The sequence below is a fragment of the Streptomyces sp. NPDC058457 genome, from assembly GCF_042720695.1.
Taxonomy (GTDB): domain Bacteria; phylum Actinomycetota; class Actinomycetes; order Streptomycetales; family Streptomycetaceae; genus Streptomyces.
Window position 1 is genome coordinate 18,643 of record NZ_JBHXLU010000120.1, and the last position, 17,719, is coordinate 36,361.

14 protein-coding genes are annotated in these 17,719 nt (G+C 71.3%); 3 read left to right on the forward strand and 11 right to left on the reverse strand.

Going from position 1 to position 17,719, the window contains the following annotated elements:
* The first annotated feature begins 197 nt into the window (after positions 1–197).
* A complete protein-coding gene (locus tag ACFWPS_RS48745; protein WP_383719419.1) occupies positions 198–1,835 on the forward strand; it encodes a phospho-sugar mutase in 1,638 nt (545 codons plus the stop codon).
* A 196-nt stretch (positions 1,836–2,031) separates the two neighbouring features.
* Positions 2,032–3,219 (forward strand): hypothetical protein, encoded by a 1,188-nt coding sequence (locus ACFWPS_RS48750; protein WP_383719422.1) that lies wholly within the window; start codon positions 2,032–2,034, stop codon positions 3,217–3,219.
* Between the two features lie 4 nt (positions 3,220–3,223).
* Here ACFWPS_RS48750 and ACFWPS_RS48755 read toward each other — a convergent pair whose 3' ends face one another.
* From ACFWPS_RS48755 to ACFWPS_RS48805, 11 genes are all read right to left on the reverse strand, one after another.
* Positions 3,224–3,628, reverse strand: a complete 405-nt coding sequence (locus tag ACFWPS_RS48755) for a hypothetical protein (protein ID WP_383719425.1) — start codon at positions 3,626–3,628, stop codon at positions 3,224–3,226.
* A complete protein-coding gene (locus tag ACFWPS_RS48760) occupies positions 3,625–4,485 on the reverse strand; it encodes a phosphate ABC transporter ATP-binding protein (RefSeq protein ID WP_383719428.1) in 861 nt (286 codons plus the stop codon). Before ACFWPS_RS48760 ends, ACFWPS_RS48755 begins: the two co-directional genes overlap by 4 nt.
* A 34-nt stretch (positions 4,486–4,519) precedes the next feature.
* Positions 4,520–5,431 carry a sortase gene (locus ACFWPS_RS48765; RefSeq protein WP_383719431.1) on the reverse strand — a complete coding sequence of 304 codons (912 nt, stop codon included), beginning with the start codon at positions 5,429–5,431 and terminating at the stop codon, positions 4,520–4,522.
* Positions 5,432–5,567: 136 nt separating this feature from the next.
* Entirely contained in the window at positions 5,568–7,244 is a 1,677-nt protein-coding gene (locus ACFWPS_RS48770; RefSeq protein WP_383719434.1) for a hypothetical protein, read from the reverse strand.
* 107 nt (positions 7,245–7,351) lie between these two features.
* Positions 7,352–8,335, reverse strand: a complete 984-nt coding sequence (locus tag ACFWPS_RS48775; protein ID WP_383719437.1) for a substrate-binding domain-containing protein — start codon at positions 8,333–8,335, stop codon at positions 7,352–7,354.
* Between the two features lie 269 nt (positions 8,336–8,604).
* Entirely contained in the window at positions 8,605–11,094 is a 2,490-nt protein-coding gene (locus ACFWPS_RS48780) for a hypothetical protein (RefSeq protein ID WP_383719440.1), read from the reverse strand.
* Complete coding sequence (gene pstS, locus ACFWPS_RS48785) at positions 11,094–12,794, reverse strand: phosphate ABC transporter substrate-binding protein PstS (RefSeq protein ID WP_383719443.1); 1,701 nt, start codon at positions 12,792–12,794, stop codon at positions 11,094–11,096. The genes ACFWPS_RS48780 and pstS overlap by 1 nt, the downstream gene beginning before the upstream one ends.
* Positions 12,791–14,083: a phosphate ABC transporter permease PstA gene (gene pstA / locus ACFWPS_RS48790; protein WP_383719446.1), complete on the reverse strand. Its 1,293-nt coding sequence runs from the start codon at positions 14,081–14,083 to the stop codon at positions 12,791–12,793. Before pstA ends, pstS begins: the two co-directional genes overlap by 4 nt.
* A 68-nt stretch (positions 14,084–14,151) precedes the next feature.
* Complete coding sequence (gene pstC, locus ACFWPS_RS48795) at positions 14,152–15,201, reverse strand: phosphate ABC transporter permease subunit PstC (protein WP_383719449.1); 1,050 nt, start codon at positions 15,199–15,201, stop codon at positions 14,152–14,154.
* A gap of 152 nt (positions 15,202–15,353) precedes the next feature.
* A complete protein-coding gene (locus tag ACFWPS_RS48800) occupies positions 15,354–15,686 on the reverse strand; it encodes a hypothetical protein (protein ID WP_383719452.1) in 333 nt (110 codons plus the stop codon).
* A gap of 340 nt (positions 15,687–16,026) precedes the next feature.
* Positions 16,027–17,001 (reverse strand): zinc-binding alcohol dehydrogenase family protein, encoded by a 975-nt coding sequence (locus ACFWPS_RS48805; RefSeq protein WP_383719455.1) that lies wholly within the window; start codon positions 16,999–17,001, stop codon positions 16,027–16,029.
* Positions 17,002–17,104: 103 nt separating this feature from the next.
* Between ACFWPS_RS48805 and ACFWPS_RS48810 the strand changes: the two genes are divergently transcribed.
* A complete protein-coding gene (locus ACFWPS_RS48810) occupies positions 17,105–17,437 on the forward strand; it encodes an ArsR/SmtB family transcription factor (protein ID WP_383719457.1) in 333 nt (110 codons plus the stop codon).
* Positions 17,438–17,719 lie beyond the last annotated feature (282 nt).

The following is a 17,719-nucleotide window of genomic DNA, read 5'->3' on the forward strand; positions in this document are numbered from 1 at the left end:
CGGGGGGGGGGGGGGTTTGTGCCCGCCGGCGGCGGCGGGGACCCCCCCCCCCCCCACCCCGCCCCCCCCCCCCCCCCCCCGGCCCCCCCCCCCCCCCCCCCCCGGCCCCGACCCACCCCGAACCGTAGGCGCCACGCGCACCCCCACCGAAGCCGCGCATGCGCCGCAGGCACACCACGAGAGGTTGGACGACGACCGTGCACGACGATCTCACCGCCCGGGCCCGAGCCTGGCAGTCCGAGGACCCCGACCCGGAAACCCGCGACGAGCTCGCCAAGCTGATCGAGGCCGGTGACCTCACCGAACTGTCGGCCCGCTTCAGCGGCACCCTCCAGTTCGGCACCGCCGGCCTGCGCGGCGAGCTCGGCGCCGGCCCGATGCGCATGAACCGCTCCGTCGTCATCCGAGCCGCCGCCGGCCTCGCCGCGTACCTCAGGAAGCAGGGCCACGGCACCGGCACCGGCACCGTCGTGATCGGCTACGACGCCCGCCACAAGTCCGCCGACTTCGCCCGCGACACCGCCGCCGTGATGACCGGCGCCGGCCTCAACGCCGTCGTACTCCCCCGCCCCCTGCCCACCCCGGTCCTGGCGTTCGCCATACGGCACCTGGGCGCGGTCGCCGGCGTGGAGGTCACCGCCAGCCACAACCCGCCCCGCGACAACGGCTACAAGGTCTACCTCGGCGACGGCTCCCAGATCGTCCCGCCCGCAGACGCGGAGATCGCCGCCGAAATCCACGCAATCACCACCCTGCACGACATCCCCCGCCCCGACACCGGCTGGGAGACCCTCGACGACACCGTCCTGGAGGCCTACCTGGCCCGTACGGACGCCGTCCTGTCCCCCACCTCCCCCCGCACCGCCCGCACGGTCTACACGGCGATGCACGGCGTCGGCAAGGACACCCTCCTCGCCGCCTTCGCCCGCGCCGGCTTCCCCGCCCCCACCCTCGTCACCGAGCAGGCCGAACCGGACCCCGACTTCCCGACCGTCGCCTTCCCCAACCCGGAGGAGCCGGGCGCGATGGACCTCGCCTTCGCGACGGCCCACGCCGACGACCCCGACCTGATCATCGCCAACGACCCGGACGCCGACCGCTGCGCCGCCGCCGTCAAGGACAACGGCGACTGGCGCATGCTCCGCGGCGACGAGGTCGGCTCCCTCCTCGCCGCCCACCTGGTCCGCCGCGGCGCCACCGGCGTCTTCGCCGAGTCGATCGTCTCCTCCTCCCTCCTCGGCCGCATCGCCGAGAAGGCCGGCCTGCCGTACGAGGAGACCCTCACCGGCTTCAAGTGGATCGCCCGCGTCGACGGCCTGCGCTACGGCTACGAGGAGGCCCTCGGCTACTGCGTCGACCCCGACGGCGTCCGCGACAAGGACGGCATCACCGCGGCCCTCCTCATCACCGAACTGGCCTCGGTCCTCAAGGAGGAGGGTCGCACCCTCCTGGACCTCCTCGACGACCTCGCCGTGGAGCACGGCCTGCACGCCACCGACCAGCTCTCGGTCCGCGTCCAGGATCTCTCCGTCATCGCCCGGGCCATGCAGACGCTCCGGGAGCACCCCCCGACCGAACTCGCGGGCCTCCCCGTCACCAGGGCCGAGGACCTCACCCGGGGCACGGACAGCCTGCCCCCCACCGACGGCCTCCGCTACACCCTCACCGGCGCCCGCGTCATCGTCCGCCCCAGCGGCACCGAGCCCAAACTGAAGTGCTACCTGGAGGTAGTGGTCCCGGTGGCCGACCACACCGGCCTCCCCACGGCCCGCGCCACCGCGGCCGACCTGCTCACGGCCATCAAGCGCGACCTGTCCGCAGCGGCCGGCATCTGACACACCCGGGAGGGCGCCCCTGAGGGGGCGTCCCCTCAGGGGCGCCCCCCGGCGTTGACCCATGTACGGCTCCACAGCACCCCATCGGGTGATTTCCCGGCGGCAGTTGACGCGGGCTCCGCGCACCGCCCGGGTGGCCGGGAAACGGTGAACGGGTAACACCCGCCGAAGCAGCCGTCGTACTGGAGCCGCCGCCGTGTCCTCGACCGCCCCCGACACCGCCCCCCGCGGGCACATCCCGGGCACCCGACGACCCCACCACCCCACCGCGACCGCCGCCCCCCGGCACGCCCTGCGCCGGGCGGCTCCCGCGCTCGCCGCGTACCTCGCCGTACGTCTCACCGGGCTGGCGTTCCTCGCCGTGTGGGCGCACCGGCGGCACCACGGGGTGTGGCCGATGCTGGCGACACAGTGGGACTCCCGCTGGTACCTCGGCATCGCGGACCACGGGTACACCCACGTACTCGGTACCGCGTACGACCACAACAACCTGGCGTTCTTCCCCCTGTACCCACTCCTGGTCAAAGCCGTCGCGGTGCTGACCCCCGGCACCCGGGCCAGCACCGGCCTGGCGCTCGCCTGGCTGGCGTCGCTGACCGCCGCCTGGGGGGTGTTCGCGGTGGGCGACCGGCTGGCCTGCCGCCGCGTCGGGGTGCTGCTCACCGTGCTGTGGGCGGCGTACCCGGTCGGACTCGTCCAGTGGATGGGCTACACCGAGTCCCTGTTCACGGCGTTCGCCGCCTGGACGCTGTACGCGGTGCTGACCGAGCGCTGGCTGTACGCGGCGGCGGGCTCGGTACTCGCCGGCCTGACCCGGCCGACCGGCATCGCCGTGGCCGCCGCCGTCACCGTCACCGCCCTGCTCTCCCTCCGGACCCGCTTCTCGCCCCGCGCCCTGACGGCGGCACTGCTGGCCCCGCTCGGCTGGTGCGGGTACGTCGGCTGGGTGGGCCTCAGACTCCACCGCTGGGACGGCTACTTCGCCGTACAGCGGATGTGGCACAACGAGCTGGACGGCGGCGCGGAGACCCTGCGCTGGCTACGGCACCTGTTCGGGCAGGTCTCGCGGCCGGAGCTGTTCCTGGTCGTGGTGAGCCTGACGATGCTGGCCTCCGTCGTCCTGTTCGGACTGTCGGCGGCGGACCGCCAACCGCTCCCGCTCCTCGTCTTCAGCGCGGTCCTGCTGCTGATCGTGGCGGCCAGCGGCGGCGTCTACTTCCCGCGCGCCCGCTTCCTCCTCCCCGGCTTCCCCCTCCTGCTCCCGGTGGCCTGCCACCTCGCCCGTGCCTCGACACGCGTACGCGTACTCGCCCTGACGGCGGCCGTCGCGGGCTCGGCGTACTGCGGGGCGTACATGCTGCTGGTGTGGCCGAGCGCACCGTGAGCGGTCAGTCCCGCACCAGGTAGCTGCTGGGGCCCGCCCACTGCACGGCGTCCTTGCAGGCGTCCACCTCGTCCTGCCCACCGCGGACCACACCCGCGGACCAGGTACCGATCCGGATGGTGGTGCCGGCCGGCAGCCCAGCCGCGCCCGCGGCGGCCCGCGGCGCGGTGGCCTCGGTGCCGGAGGCGCTCGGACGGCGGGACGACGTGACCGGCACCCGACGGGACAGGTCCGGCCCGGGCACCCGGCCGACCGCGCTCGCGGACACCCGGTCCGCGGTGTCCGGGACCCGCACCCCCGCTCTCACCCCGACCCCGACCCCGGCCCCGGCCCCGCACCCGGCGAGGAGCAGCACCGCCACCAGCGCCGCGGCGACACCACCGGCGCCCGGCCGCTGCCGCCCCGTCACCCGAAACGTCCGTTCACGTAGTCCGAAGTCCTTTCGTCCTGAGGTGAGTTGAACATCGCGTGGGTGTCGCCGTGCTCGACGATCACACCGGGTGTGCCGTGCGAGGCGAGGAAGAACGCGCAGTTGTCGGAGACCCGGGCGGCCTGCTGCATGTTGTGGGTGACGATGACGATCGTCACTTCGTCCTTGAGGTCGTGGATGGTCTCCTCGATACGGCGGGTGGACGTCGGGTCGAGCGCCGAGCACGGCTCGTCCATCAGCAGCACGCGCGGCCGTACCGCGAGCGACCGGGCGATGCACAGCCGCTGCTGCTGACCGCCGGAGAGCGCGCCGCCGGGCTGCCGGAGCCGGTCCCGGACCTCCTTCCACAGGCCCGCCTTGGTGAGGCACTCCTCGACCAGGTCGTCCCTGCCGTCCCGGGAGGCCCTGATGGCGTTGAGCCTGAGACCGGCGACGACGTTGTCGTAGATCGACATGGCGGGGAAGGGATTGGGCTTCTGGAAGACCATGCCGATCTCGCGGCGGGCGTGGGTGATGCGCCGGCCGCGGTCGTAGATGTCCACCTCGTCGAGCAGCACCCGGCCCGCCAGCGAGGCCGATCCGATCAGCTCGTGCATCCGGTTGAGGATCCGCAGGAAGGTCGACTTGCCGCACCCGGAGGGGCCGATGAGCGCGGTGACCTGGCGCGCGGGCATGGTGAGCGAGACCCGGTCGAGGACCTTGTGGTCGCCGAACCAGGCGGAGACGGCATCGGCACGCAGGGTGGCGGGGCCGTCCCCGAAGCGGGGTCCGCCGCCACGGCCGGCCTCGACGGGCGGCTGGACGACGGTGTCGACAAGATCGGTGTTCTCGGACATGCGCTGGGTCAACTTCCGTTCGGGGTCCGTCGGTTCAGAGCAGGTTCGGCAGCAGTGCCGTGATGGACTGGGAGTCGGCGAGGCCCAGCGCGAGCAGCAGCGGGCCCGCGCAGATCCAGGTCTGCCAGCGGCCCCAGACGCGGAAGGCGACCACCGCGAGCAGCGCGGCGAGCAGCAGGCCCTGGGTCCACAGGAAGACACCGAGCCAGGCGCCGGAATCGGTACCGAGGGCCTGTTCGGAGTCGGCGATCCAGCCCGCCCGCAGATCGCGGGGCGGGTTGGGCTGCACCGGCGTCACCAGCTTGGCGTCGACCCGGAGCACCCCGCTCGGGGTGTACGGCGCCCCGGTCGCGGTGATGAGGGTGAGCCGTCCCTGCCCCTCGGCGACCGGGGCGGGCAGTGCGTCGCCGGCCCGGCGGACGCCCGTGACCTCGTAGACCGACTTGCTCTGGCCGGTGGTGATGTCGATGCGGCTGCCGACGGGCAGTCGGTACAGGTCGTGGAACGGGCTGCCGTAGCCCCACTGGCGGCCCATGATCACCGTGGTCCCGGCCTGACCGGGCAGCGGAGTGTCCCTCCGATGCCCCGGCCCCGCCATCAGCACCTCGGAGGTGGTCCCCTCGGCGACGACCTCCTTGAGGCCGAGGGCGGGGATCCGCAGCAGGGCGACGGGCGCGCCCGCCTTCAGCAGCTTGCCCTCGTAGTCCCGCTGGCCCACCGGGGCGGTGCCCAGGGCGAGTTCCCTGCGCAGTTCGTCGTAGGCGGTCTGCTGGTCGCGGGCGTGCTGGAGGTGGCCGACGATCGTGAGGTTCGCGGCGAAGCCGAGGAGGACGGCGGCGAGAACGCAGAGGGCCGCCCCGGCGAGCGCGAGCCCGGGGCGGGCGGGAGGCCGCGGGGTCTCCTGTCGCGGCTCGGTGGCCGGCGGGGGCGGGGCGAGGGTGGTCACGGGGTGCGCTCCTCGAAGCGGAGGGTTTCTACGACTGGGTACGACTTCCTGCGCGGCGGGCGGACGGGCGGACCCGGGGGCGCGTCGGCGTGCGCCTCCGGGCCGGTCCGTCCGCCTGTCGGCCGGTGCCGGTCGGTCAGTGGTGCTGCGGGGTGTCACCGCCGAAGGTCAGCAGGCCCTTGCGGCGCATGTGGAGCACGAGGGCACCGCCGGCGGAGAGGAACGCGAGGGAGGCCAGGCCGATCGCGCCGACCTGGGCGCCGGTCGAGGCCATGGAGCCGCCGCCGCTGCCGGAGCCGCCGCTGTCACCGCCGGTCGAGCCGCCGGTGTCCGCACCGCCGCTGCCGGTACCGCCCGTGTCCGTGCCGCTGGAGTCCGAGGCGGAGGCGCTGGGTTCGGGGGACTCACTGGAGTCGTCGGAGCCGGTCGTGAAGGCGAAGTCGACGCTGTGCCCGTCGGTCTTGTCCTCGGCGAGGGTGAGCGTGTGGTCGCCGTCCTCGATGTCCTTCGGGACCGTGAACGCGTAGTTCTCCACGGTCCCGTCGGAGTTCGCCTCGGCGTCCTCGAACGTCGAGTCGCTGTCGGCCAGGGTGACCTTGACCGCGGCGCTCGCGGTGTAGCCGCGGGCGGTGATCTTCACCTTCTGCCCGGCTTCGAGGTTCGGGTCGGTGCCGAGGGTGTTGCCGTCCTCGTCGGTGACGGTGAGGTCGGGGTTGTCGGAGGGGCTGGGGCCGGAGGGGGCCTGGTCGGTGCTGACGAAGTCGAAGGCGGCGTAGATGCCCGACTTCTCGGAGAAGTTCAGGGCGTGGTCGCCGTTGGTCAGGGCGTTTGGCACGGTGAACGCGTAGTCCGCGACGGCGCCGTCGGCGTTCGCCGTCACGTCGGCGAAGGTCGCGGTGGAGTTGGAGAGGGTCACGTGTGCGGCCGCCGCCGGGGTGAAGCCCTTGACGGTGACCTTCACCTTCTGGCCGACGTACAGGGTCGGCTTGTCGCCGAGAGCGGTGCCGTCGGCGTCCTTGGCGGAGACGACGTAGTCGATGTTCGCGGTCCCACTGGCCTCGGCGCCGGAGTAGGAGTCGGCGTCGGTGGGGGTGAACACGGCGCTGAAGGGCAGCGGGCCGCCGATCGCGGGTGCCTTGACGGTGAGTTCGGCCGTGCCGTTCGTGACCTGCGCGGTGCCGAGCGACGTGTCACCGTTCCTGAACTCCACGGAGCCGGCCGCCGACGCGGGCGACACCGTGGCGGTGAGCTTGAGGTCGCCGCCCACGGCGACGTCGGAGGCCGCGCTCACCGCGAGCGTCGTGGCCTGCTGTTCGAGCAGGGACCAGGTGTCGCCCGTGACCCGGACCTTGGCGAGGAAGACCGGGACGTCGGTGCCGCCGCCGCAGCCCAGACCCAGGGTGTACGTGCCGTCGAGGGATCCGTCGGGGATCCACGTGCGCAGCCGTGCCTCCAGGCTCTTCGCGGCGGCCAGGGTCGTCACGTTCATCGTGAAGGGAGCCGTGCCGGCCACGATCTTGGTGGCGCCCTGGCCGAGGGTGGCCTGCGTGGTGTCGCTCGTGGGGCTGAACACCTTGAGGACGGCCGCCTTGCCGACCGTGTCGTCCGGGCAGCCGGCGGTCGTCGTCACCGACGTGACCATGGGGTAGGTCGAGATGCTGCCCGTGCTGGGGGTGAGCGTGAACTTGCCGAGCTGGGTGGCGGCATGGGCCCGGCCCGAGAAGGCGAGGACCCCGGCCAGGGCGGCGCACAGCAGGGCGACGCCGGTCAACAGCGCCACCGGTGATCTGAGTTGTGCGAGACGGTGATTCATGTGGTGGTCCCCCCGCGGGGTCTCGGCCGTGGATGAAGTGGATGAGTACGCCGACAGGGCCGGACACCCGTGGGGTGCCCGGCCGTTGTGCGGCTATGGGGCGGTGATCAGCTCTCGCCCTTGAGGGTCGTGCTGCCGCAGTCGCTGCCGAGGGTGCCGAAGCCGTAGTCGGTGATGATGCTGGTGTTCGTGCAGACCTTCGAGCCGGTGCCCACGAAGGTGTCCGCGATCAGCGCGTCCGACAGCTTGGCGGTCGGGACGACGTTGTAGACGTTCCGCAGGTAGGGGAAGGAGAGGTTCAGCGAGAGGTCGTCCTCGTTGCGCGCGACGACACCGTTCACCGAGCCGAGCACGGCCTCACCGCGGCGGTCGTCCACGACGGAGGTCTCCTGGGCCGTGTACTGGGCCACGGAGTACGGGAAGATGTCACCCGCGCTGTCGACGACCGAGCCGTCGTTCTCCTGGATGGTGGAGTTCGAGGTGACGCAGGAGCCGGGGGTCGTCACGCCGATGGAGCTGAGGAAGAAGGCGCGGGTACCCGAGGCCGACTGCGGCAGGATCGGGGTGAGGGTGACACCGTTGAGCGAGGTCAGGGTGCACTCGTAGATGGCCTTGAGCTGGGCCGTGGTCAGGTCGTCCGGCAGGGCGCTGCCGTCCTGCTTCACCCAGGACACCGCGTCCTTGGCGTACGGGATGAAGGTCAGGTCCGTGGTGGTGGTGTTGTTCGGGCCACGCGAGGAACGGGCGAAGTCCACACAGCCGGTGCTGCCGTCCAGAGCGGTGTTCAGCGCGGTGATGCCGGCGCCGGAGCCGTCGGGGCGGTTGATCGTGCAGCTGCCGCTCCCCTTGGTCGTGATCGTGCTGGAGCCGGTGGCGTTCCAGGAGGCGATGACCTTGCCGCCGCTGTTCGTGATCGCGTTGCCCAGGGCGTTCACGACGTCCTGGGTCGTGTCGGAACCGACACCGGCCAGCTGACGGTAGTCGGTGGCCGAGCTGGGGTCGGCGTAGGCGGCGGGGGCGGCCAGGGCGCCCAGGCCCAGGGCGACCGCACCGGCAGCGGCACCGATGCGCACGCGGGACTTGACGTTCACTTGATTTCTCCTCCGTTGAAACGGATCAAGCAATGGACGTGCAAGCAGATCCGGATTTTCTTTTTTCGCCACCGACCCGTCGGCCGGTTTCGGCACCGACCCGTCGGCCGGCCACGCAGAACAATTCCGCAGACCCGCATCCCCCGGCCACTAATTCCAACCGGTCATCAGGTTACGAAACCATTGCCTAGGTGAATCCAAGGGAACTCACTGGGCGGTATGCGGATTCCCCGGGGCCCGAATACACCCCGGCAATGGGAATCCGGCGATTACTCGGCTTTCCCTCCGTGGAAAGGGGTCGAGGCCGCCCCGCGTACCGACAGCCGCCGCATCACCGGCCCCGCGAGCGCGGCCGCTCCGCCGGCGACGAGAACCCCGAGCAGGACCCAGCGGATCAGCCCGAGCACCTCCGACGGGGTGTAGCCGCCGGACTGGGCCACGTTCTGCTTGGCCGGGTCGGTCTCGCTCGGGGCGGTGGAGGGCCGGGCGGTGTCCGACGCGTCGGCGCCGGTCGCGGCACCCGAGGTCCCGGCCGGGTCGCCGCCGGTGCCGCCGGCCACGCCGCCGCCCGCCGCTCCGCCGCTGCCGGTGCCGCTCAGGTCGTCGCCGCCTCCGGACGTGCCGCCGGAGGACCCGTCGGCGTCCGGCACGCCCTTCTCCAGCCGGTCCGCGGCCTGCTCCGCCTGCGTGCGCATGGCGGTGGGCAACGGGGCGTAGCCGTAGGGCAGTTCGCCCTTCGCGGTGCCCTGGGTCTGTCCCGCACCGGCCGCGTAGCGCATCACCTTGGCGTAGTCCTGGCGGGCGTCCTCGGCCTGGTCGAGCGAGGCCGCCGCGTAGACCACTGCGGTCAGCGGATAGGCGCCGTCCTTCATCCTGGTGGGATCGGACGCCTTGACGCCGGCCACGTCCGAGTCGGGCATCTCGGCGACCGCCTTGAGCAGGGACTCGTCGGTCGGCATGACGTACTTGCCGTCGGCGTTCGCCAAGGCGGCGGCGCCCAGTTGGTAACGCACCGCGGACGCGTTGTCCACCACACCGAACTGGCGCTGTTTCGTCGGAATGGGACGACCCACCGGCGTCAGTTTCGGCACGTCGGCGGTGAGAGTGCAGTCATATGCGGTGCCGATGTCACCACGGCGTACCTTCAGTGCCCCGTCGTGCATGTCGTTGACATAGGGGACGACGTCCAGCCCGGTGTATGTGGTCGTGGTGGTGTTGCCGCCCCCGCAGTCCGTCGTGGTGGGCGCGATGTCGGCCTTGGGGAAGAAATCCAGGGAATCCGAGACCACCCCGTCCTCGTACGAGGGGTTGACCTTCATTCCCCAGGGATCGGCTTTCCCGTCGATGAACTCCTTCGCGTCCTTGTTCGCCAGAATGTATTTCCACACCAGATTGGCGGAGTCGGTGTTGGCCAGGGTCACGGCCAGACCCAGTGGGGCGTTGGCGGCCGCCTGACTCGCGAGACCGGGATTGAGCTGGAGGAATTCAGGGTCCTTGACGATGGAATCCGGGTTGCCGGAGAGGTAGTCGGGCACCTTGTTGCCCGGCTTGACCAGGCTGAGGGGGTACGACTGCGTGAGTACCTTGGCCAGCAGTCTCTGGTTGAGCTTGAGCTCCGTCAGCGGCCGGCTGCCGCCCGTCGCGTCGTACATCCAGACGAAACCGATCGTCAGCCCCGTCACCGCGACGGGCGCGTGCACCACCTGGGCCGCCCCGTCGACCGGCTCGACGGGATCCACCGTCATGGCGAGCCCCGCCAGCGGGTCACCCGAGGTCACGGCGGACCGAGCCTGCTGCTCACCGGACTGGGTGTAGTTGAACCGGTAGGTTCCGCTCCTGCACAGCGCGCTCTGCCATGACGTGATGGCGTCGGTGGCCAGTTCGGAACCCATGATCCCGCGCTCGGGCTTGTCCGCGTCGCAGTTGTCCGTGACCGGCGCGAAGCCGAGCCGGAACACGATGCGCTGGTCCCAGTTCGACTGGCTGATCGAGGAGGTGACCTGGTCGCCTCCGATGTGTGTTCTCCCGTTGGGGTCGTGGGTACCGCGGGGCACGACCACCAGCCAGCACGGCTGGATCACGCCGGCCGAAGTGGTGCGGGCGCCGCAGCCCAGGGCCGGTTGTTCCACGGCCGACTTCAGCTCGAACGAGATGTCGCCGCCGCCGTCCCCGTCGTTCGGCATGAACGGGTCGGCGTTGGTGTCGCCATCGGTGAAATACGTGGTGTCCGTGGGGCCCGTGGTGGAGTCCCCCTGCCCGCCGACCGGCCGGAACGGCACGTAGTGGGTGCCGTTCTTGTCGACCGGGGTCGAGGAGTCGGATTCCAGCGGGTCATGGCCCGAGGTGTCGCCCCGGTATACGGCCCGGCCGTCCCCTTTCTGCCCGCCCGCCGCCAGCCCGAACTCGCACTGCGTACGGTCCGGCCCGGACGCCGCGTCCCCCCAGCACTGCATGATCGACAGGAAGTTCGTCTCGACGTTGCCGGACGGCTCCCCGCCCGTCCACGTCACCCGCACGCCCTGCCCGGCCAGGTCCTCCGTCTGATGCACCGTGACCTTGAGATTCGAGAAGTCGTCGCCGTACACCCCCTTCGCCCCGGTCTTGGTCACCGCCGAACTCCCGGCCGTGGCCGCCTGCGCCTGATCAGCCCCCTCGGGCAGCGGCAGCACCGCCAGCACCAGCGCGGACAGCAGGCAGCCGACCCCCGCGGTCACCCGGCGCCGACCGGGAGACATCCGTGTCGTCAGCCCTCTCCTCATCACAGCTCTCCCTTACGGCGCGAACGTCCCGCGAGCAGCCGCGCGGTGAGCGGCGGCCCGACGACCACCGCGACGAGCAGTACGGCCGACAGGGCCATCAGGGCGCCGCGCATCCCGAGGCTGTTGTCGGAGGCGAGGGCGACGGGGTTGGCGGCCACGTTCGTGTCGCCGCTGCCCGTCCCGTCGCCGCTGACCACCTCACCGGTGTCGGGGTCGACGGTGGCCCCCGAGGTACCGCCGACGGCGCTCGCGCCGGCGTCGGGCGTGCCGTCACCATTGGTGTCCGTGCCACCGGTACCGCTGCCGCCCGTGGCCGAGGAACCGCCGGTCGACGAGCCGCCGGCCGACGAACCGGAGCCGCCCGAGGAGCTACCGCCCGTCGCGCCCTGCTTCACCGGGGTGTCGGTGCCCGCCGCGCCGGCCGTGCCGGTGGTGCACTGCGTCGGCCCCTTCTTGTCGCAGGACTTGGGGTACGGCGCGTTCTTGATCAGGGTGTTGACCCCGCCGGAGAAGGTGGGGTTGCGGCAGTTGTCGATGTCGATGCTGCCGGTGGGCGCGCCCGGAACCTTGCGGAGCTGGTCGAAGCCCGCCTGGACGAGGTTCTTCGGCAGCGGCGAGTAGCCGAGGTCGTCCGCCTGCTGCTGGCCGTCGCAGAGGAAGTAACGGCCGAACGTGCCCAGCGAGTTGCCCTTGGCCGCGGTGAAGCCGGACTCCACCTTCGTCGGCAGGATCATGTAGCTGTAGCTGGACAGCGGGTAGGTGCGGGCGTCGGCGTTGGTGTAGACGCCGTCGAGGATCTGGGTGAGGTAGTTGACCGACGCCTCGTTCTCGTTGATCTCGGCCTTGGTCAGCGCCACCGCGACGCTCGCGGCCGTCGGCTCGACGTAGTAGCCGTCCTTGTTGAGCACCTTGGCCACGGGGAAGCCGGTGTTCTTGGCGTAGGAGTACTCGACGTAGGTGATGGCGCCCTCGCCCGAGGGCTGGCGGACATGGCCGGAGACGCCGAGCGAGCCGGACTTGGCGATCATCGTGGAGCCGCTGAGCAGCGGGTAGTTGGAGGTCATGCCGCAGTTGCCGCTGCCGCGGCCGGTGCGGGAGCAGTAGTCGGCCCACAGGGAGCCGTACTCCTTCGACATCCACATCGTGAACTGGGCGCTGGTGCCGGAGCCGTCCGAGCGGACGACCGGGACGATCGCACGGGCCGGCATGTTCAGGCCCGGGTTGTCCGCGGCGATCGCGGGGTCGTTCCAGCGGGTGATCTTCCCGGTGAAGATCCTGGTGACGACGTCCCCGGACAGCCGGAGGTTGGTCACCATCTTGCCGTTGATCTTGAGGTTGTACATGAACGCCGTACCACCGGCCACGATCGGCATGTAGGCGTAACCGCGGCTCGGCGGGGTGTCCGTGACGCCCTGTTCCTTGAGTCCGTAGGGGATTTCGGAGACCGCGAAGTCGACGGTGTTGTTCTTGAACTGCTCACGGCCCTGGGAGGAGCCGTTGGCCGTGAAGTTGACCGTCATGCCGTAGTTGGCCTTGACGTTGCGGACCCACTGCTGGACGGCGTTGGAGCTCCAGGTCGAACCGGAGCCGGTGATCTTGGCGTAGGAGGCAGCCGCGGCGGGCGGCGGCTGGACGGCGAGCAGGGCGCACAGCAGTGACAGCACGGTGGCCGCCAGACGGAGACGAGTGGCGGGTTTCACGACGAACTCCCGTTGTCGGTACGGACGGTGGAGTGCGGGGCGGAGCCGGGGGCCGGGGCCTCGGCCGGGGCAGGTGCCGGGGCCGGGGCACGCTCGGCGAATCGACGCGCGTCGCGCCGGGACGCGAGGACGCGCCGGTGCTCCTGGCGGCGCGTGAGGTGGCCGGGGCCGCGGCCGCCGAGGATGCGGGCGGCGACGAACAGCAGCAGCACCAGCGCCATGAGCAGGGCCGCCGTACCGAAGCCGCGCGAGATCATGTTCGGTTCGGGCGACTTGACGAACTCGAAGGTGACCAGCGGCAGGGAGACCATCGGGTCGTGGAACGGGTTGAGGTTGAGTTCGTTGGTGAAGCCCGCGGTCAGCAGGACCGGGGAGGTCTCGCCGATGCCGCGCGCGGTGCCGAGGATCACGGCGGTCGTCAGACCCGAGCGGCAGGTCGGCAGGACGACGTGCCAGACCGTGCGCCAGCGGCTCGTCCCCATCGCGTAGCCGGCCTCGCGCAGGGTGCCGGGGACCAGCCGGATGACGACGTCGGCGGCCCTGATGATGATCGGCAGCATCATGACCGAAAGGGCGAGACCGGCGGCGAAGCCCGACTGGTCCAGGCCCAGGCCCAGGATCACGGTCGCGTAGATGAACAGACCGGCGACGACTGACGGCAACGCCGTCATCGCCTCGACGATGGTGCGCACGAACCGGGCGTAGGCGCCGGGCACCTCGTTGAGGAACACCGCGCAGACCAGCCCGGCCGGCACGGTGATCAGCAGCGCGATCGTGATCATGATCAGGGTGCCGGCCGCCGCGTGCAGCGCCCCGCCCACGCTGAGCGGCTGGAGCGGGCCCGCCAACTCCATGCTCTGGGTGAAGAAGTTCAGGTGCACCAGTGCCTTGCGGCCCTGGACGAGCGCGTAGCACACGACGAACGCGAGGATCACCACGAGCAGCAGGCCCATCGACCGTACGACCGCCGCCGCGATCCGGTCGACGATCGCGGGCCCGTCCTCGTCGAAGGAGACCAGCAGGGCGTAGACCAGCAGGAAGAGGCCGTACGCGATGACGACGAAGCCGACGACGCCGTTGAACGGCAGCAGCCAGTGGAACAGCAGCCAGGTCATCGACAGCGCACCGGTGGCGGCACCGGCCATGGCGTACACGTCCGTGGCGTGCAGCTGCGTCAGGGCGCGGCGGCGCTCGCCGGCCGGGTCGGCGCCGCGGGACGGGCCCGGCAGCGTGGTGCCCGGGCGTCCGGTCGCCTGACGCGCGCCGGGCGCTTCAGGGGCAACGGTCATGGTCGCTCATTCCTGTATGGCGTAAGGGACTTGCGGGCGCCGTGGGTCTGGAGACGGGGCTGGGGCTCTCAGGCGTCGCTCGCCGCGCCCGAGCGGGAGCGGGCGACGATGGACGAGGCGGCGAAGTTGACGATCAGCGTCATGACGAACAGCGAGAAACCGGCCGCCATCAGCGCGGACATGCTGAACTGGCTCGCCTCGCCGTACCGCAGGGCGATCAGCGAGGAGACCGAGCTGGTACCGGACTGCAGGATGTGCCACTGGACCTGGAAGGTCACCGAGATGATCATGAAGACGGCGATCGTCTCGCCCAGGGCGCGGCCGAGCCCGAGCATCGTGCCGCCGATCATCCCGCCGCGCCCGAAGGGCAGCACCACGCTGCGGATCATGCCCCAGCGGGTGGCGCCGAGCGCGTAGGCGCCCTCGCGCTCACCGGCGGGCGCCTGGGAGAAGACCTCGCGCATGATCGAGCAGATGATGGGCGCGATCATCATGCCGACGACCAGTCCCGCGATGAACGTCGAGGACGTGTAGATGCTCTCGGGCGCGAGCGGGTCGTTCGGGTCGGCGCCCTGCACGTCGAAGACGGGGATCCAGCCGAAGTACGTGGAGATCCAGCGGGCGATCGGCAGGATCTTGTCCTGGAGGAAGAACACGCCCCACAGGCCGTAGACCACGGACGGTACGGCGGCCATCAGGTCGACGACGCTGATCAGCGTCCGGCGCAGCCGCGGCGAGGCGTACTCGGAGATGTACAGCGCGGCACCGGTGGCCAGGGGCACGGCCACGAACACCGCGACGGTCGCGATCAGTATCGTCCCGACGAGGACGGCCGCGATGCCGAACTTCCCGCTGCCCGGCTCCCATTCGGCCGTGGTCAGGAACGACCAGCCGGCCCTGTCCAGCGCCAGCCAGGCCCGGTAGAGCAGGAAACCGCCGACGAGCAGCATCACGGCCAGCACGAGACCGCCGCCGGAGCGCAGCACCGCGCGGAACACCCGGTCGGGCAGCCCGGGATCGGCGTACAGGCGTCTTCGGACGTCGGGATCGCCGGCGTCGGTGGAGCCGCCACCCGCGATCACGGGCTGCGGCTGTCTGGTTCTTCTCAGCGAAGGCACGGTCCCGACACTCCGTGTCATCGGTTGACATGCCCATCCCGAGGTGTGAACTACGGGTTCCCTGAGGGCAACATCGGCCCCGGCCGCACGGGTACACCTCACCCCCGACCAGGGACCCTGCAGCCCCGGTTGACCTGAGGATCAGCCCCTGCTCACTCCCCCCATAACTCCGGCCCGGCATATACCAGTTCGGCGATCGTCGCGCGGAACCGGTCGTAGGACGCACGGCAGGTGGCATGCCTCTCGTACGTCCGTGCCGAGCCGGCCAGATGGCGGCCGGACTCGTCCCAGACCACCCAGACCCAGCCGCCGCCGTCGGAGCCGTGCTGCACTCCGCCCCCGGTACGGGAGTGCAACGCACACATGCGATGAAACGCGGCGCGACATCGGGCATGGGTGTCGTGCGAGGTGAGCGACACCGCCACCGATCTCCCGTTCGGCGCCACCAGACGCCAGCCGAACCTGCCCTGCCCGTCGATGTCCACCTGGCATCTCATGCCCGCTGCCCCGGCGGCAGGTCTTGCCGCCCTCTCGGACCGCTCCATGTCCCACCCCCGCCGCCCAATAGGTAAGTAAAATCCGCAGGTACGACACTCCGGGGCGGCAGCAGCAATCTACTGAGACGCGGGTGACGGCGCCCGGACAAAACTGACTGCCGAGGCCACGCTTCATGTAGAGGTATCCCCTAGGTAACCCGTAGGCAAGACACAGAGAAAGCGCTCCCACCCGGACCGGGACAACGTTGCCAATTGGGGCGCCGCCACACGGTTCCGGCTCCGGTCCTCAACAGCCGGCAACGCGGTACACCGTCAGCCCGTTGGCCCACTAGCCCGCGACCCGCAGCAGAAGCTTCCCCGTGCTCGTCCGGGCACCCATCAGACGGTGTGCCTCCGCCGCCTCCTTCAGGGTGAACTCGGCCGTGACCGGCAGGGTCACCGTGCCGTCCACCGCCTTCGCGAAGGCCCGGGCGGACAGCTCCCGCAGCACGTCCGGCGCCGTCTGGGCCAGCGTCAGGATGGAGAAACCGGCGACCGACAGGCCCCGCGGGTACAGCTCCGCCTGGCCCGCGGTCCAGGCCGGCTCGCCGCTCGCGTTGCCGTAGGAGACCAGGCGGCCGAAGCGGGCCAGGGACGACAGGCTCGCGCGCAGCGTCCTGCCGCCGACGGGGTCGAGGGCCAGGTCGACGCCCCGGCCGCCGGTGGCCTCCCGGACCGGCTCCTCGAAGTCGCCGACGAAGACCTCGTCGTAGCCGTGGTCCCGTGCGTACGCCGCCTTCGCCGCGCTCGACACCACGCCGTACACGGCGGCCGCGCCCGCCGCCTTCGCCAGTTGCCCGGCCGCCGTGCCGACCCCGCCCGCCGCGCCCTGCACGAGGACGGTCTCGCCGGGCTGGAGGCGCCCGACGGTGTGGACGAGGGCGTAGGCCGTCGGCAGGACGGACGGGAGTGTGGCTCCGGTGCGCAGGTCGACCCCGGCCGGCAGCGGGAAGACCGCCGTCGCCTCCGTCACGACCACGTCCGCGTAGGCGCCGCCCTGCGTCAGCGCGGCCACCTCCTGGCCCACGGCGAGGTCCGTGACGCCGGCGCCGAGGGCCCTGACGCGGCCCGAGACCTCAAGTCCCGGACGGAACGGCAGCCCCGGCACGCGGTAGCCCTCCGAACGCGCCTTGAGGTCGGCGAAGTTCACGCCCGCGTACGCCACGTCGATGCTCACCTCACCGGGGCCCGGCTCGGGGACCTCCGCCTCCACCGCCTTCAGGACCTCCGGACCGCCGTATTCCTGCACCTCGACCGCGCGCATGGCACATACCCCTCAGCGAGTGTTCAACATGAATCGAACACTCGAGAGTGTATGGTTTTCATCGAACACTCGGCAAGCGGAACACGGCTACGAGGAGGACGGCATGGCCGGCACGAGCCACCGGGCCGCCCCCGAGCACACCCACCCCGACGAGGTACCCGTCCTCACCGCGCTCGCCGCGCTCGCCGACCCGGTGCGCCTCACGCTCGTCAGGGAGCTGGCCGCCAGCGCCGAGTGGTCCCGCAGCTGCGGCAGCTTCGACGTACCCGTCGGCAAGGCCGCGCTCAGCCACCACTTCTCCGTGCTGCGGGCAGCCGGTCTCGTCGAACAGCGGGACGAGGGACCGCGCCGGGTCAACCGCCTGCGGCGGGCGGAGTTCGAGGCCCGCTTCCCGGGGCTGCTCGACCTCGTCCTGCGGCCGGAGCCGCACCTGTAGGACCTGGCGAGAGGACTTACGACCCCTGCCCCTCAACGCCGCACACGAGAGAGCGCAGCCGGGCTGCCCGCGCCTCGCGTGACCTCGGTGCGGAGCTGGACCGTGGAGAACGTTGACTCGATGGGGTTCGTGGTCCGCAGGTGAAGCCGGCCGGTCGTCACGGGGCAACGAGGTCGAGCTCAACAACTCCCTACGTTGTTCTGCGGGACGTGGTGAGCCCTTCGTATGGTTCATTCACCCAGGGGCGCCGGGTGTGGTTGAAATAGCTCTGCCGCTTGTGGC

Coding starts and splice junctions, on each gene's coding strand:
- ACFWPS_RS48760 (WP_383719428.1), bottom strand. CDS start 4,485: ATGTCCGAGAACACCGATCTTGTCGACACCGTCGTCCAGCCGCCCGTC.
- ACFWPS_RS48770 (WP_383719434.1), bottom strand. CDS start 7,244: ATGAATCACCGTCTCGCACAACTCAGATCACCGGTGGCGCTGTTGACC.
- ACFWPS_RS48780 (WP_383719440.1), bottom strand. CDS start 11,094: ATGAGGAGAGGGCTGACGACACGGATGTCTCCCGGTCGGCGCCGGGTG.
- pstA (WP_383719446.1), bottom strand. CDS start 14,083: ATGACCGTTGCCCCTGAAGCGCCCGGCGCGCGTCAGGCGACCGGACGC.
- ACFWPS_RS48805 (WP_383719455.1), bottom strand. CDS start 17,001: ATGCGCGCGGTCGAGGTGCAGGAATACGGCGGTCCGGAGGTCCTGAAG.
- ACFWPS_RS48810 (WP_383719457.1), top strand. CDS start 17,105: ATGGCCGGCACGAGCCACCGGGCCGCCCCCGAGCACACCCACCCCGAC.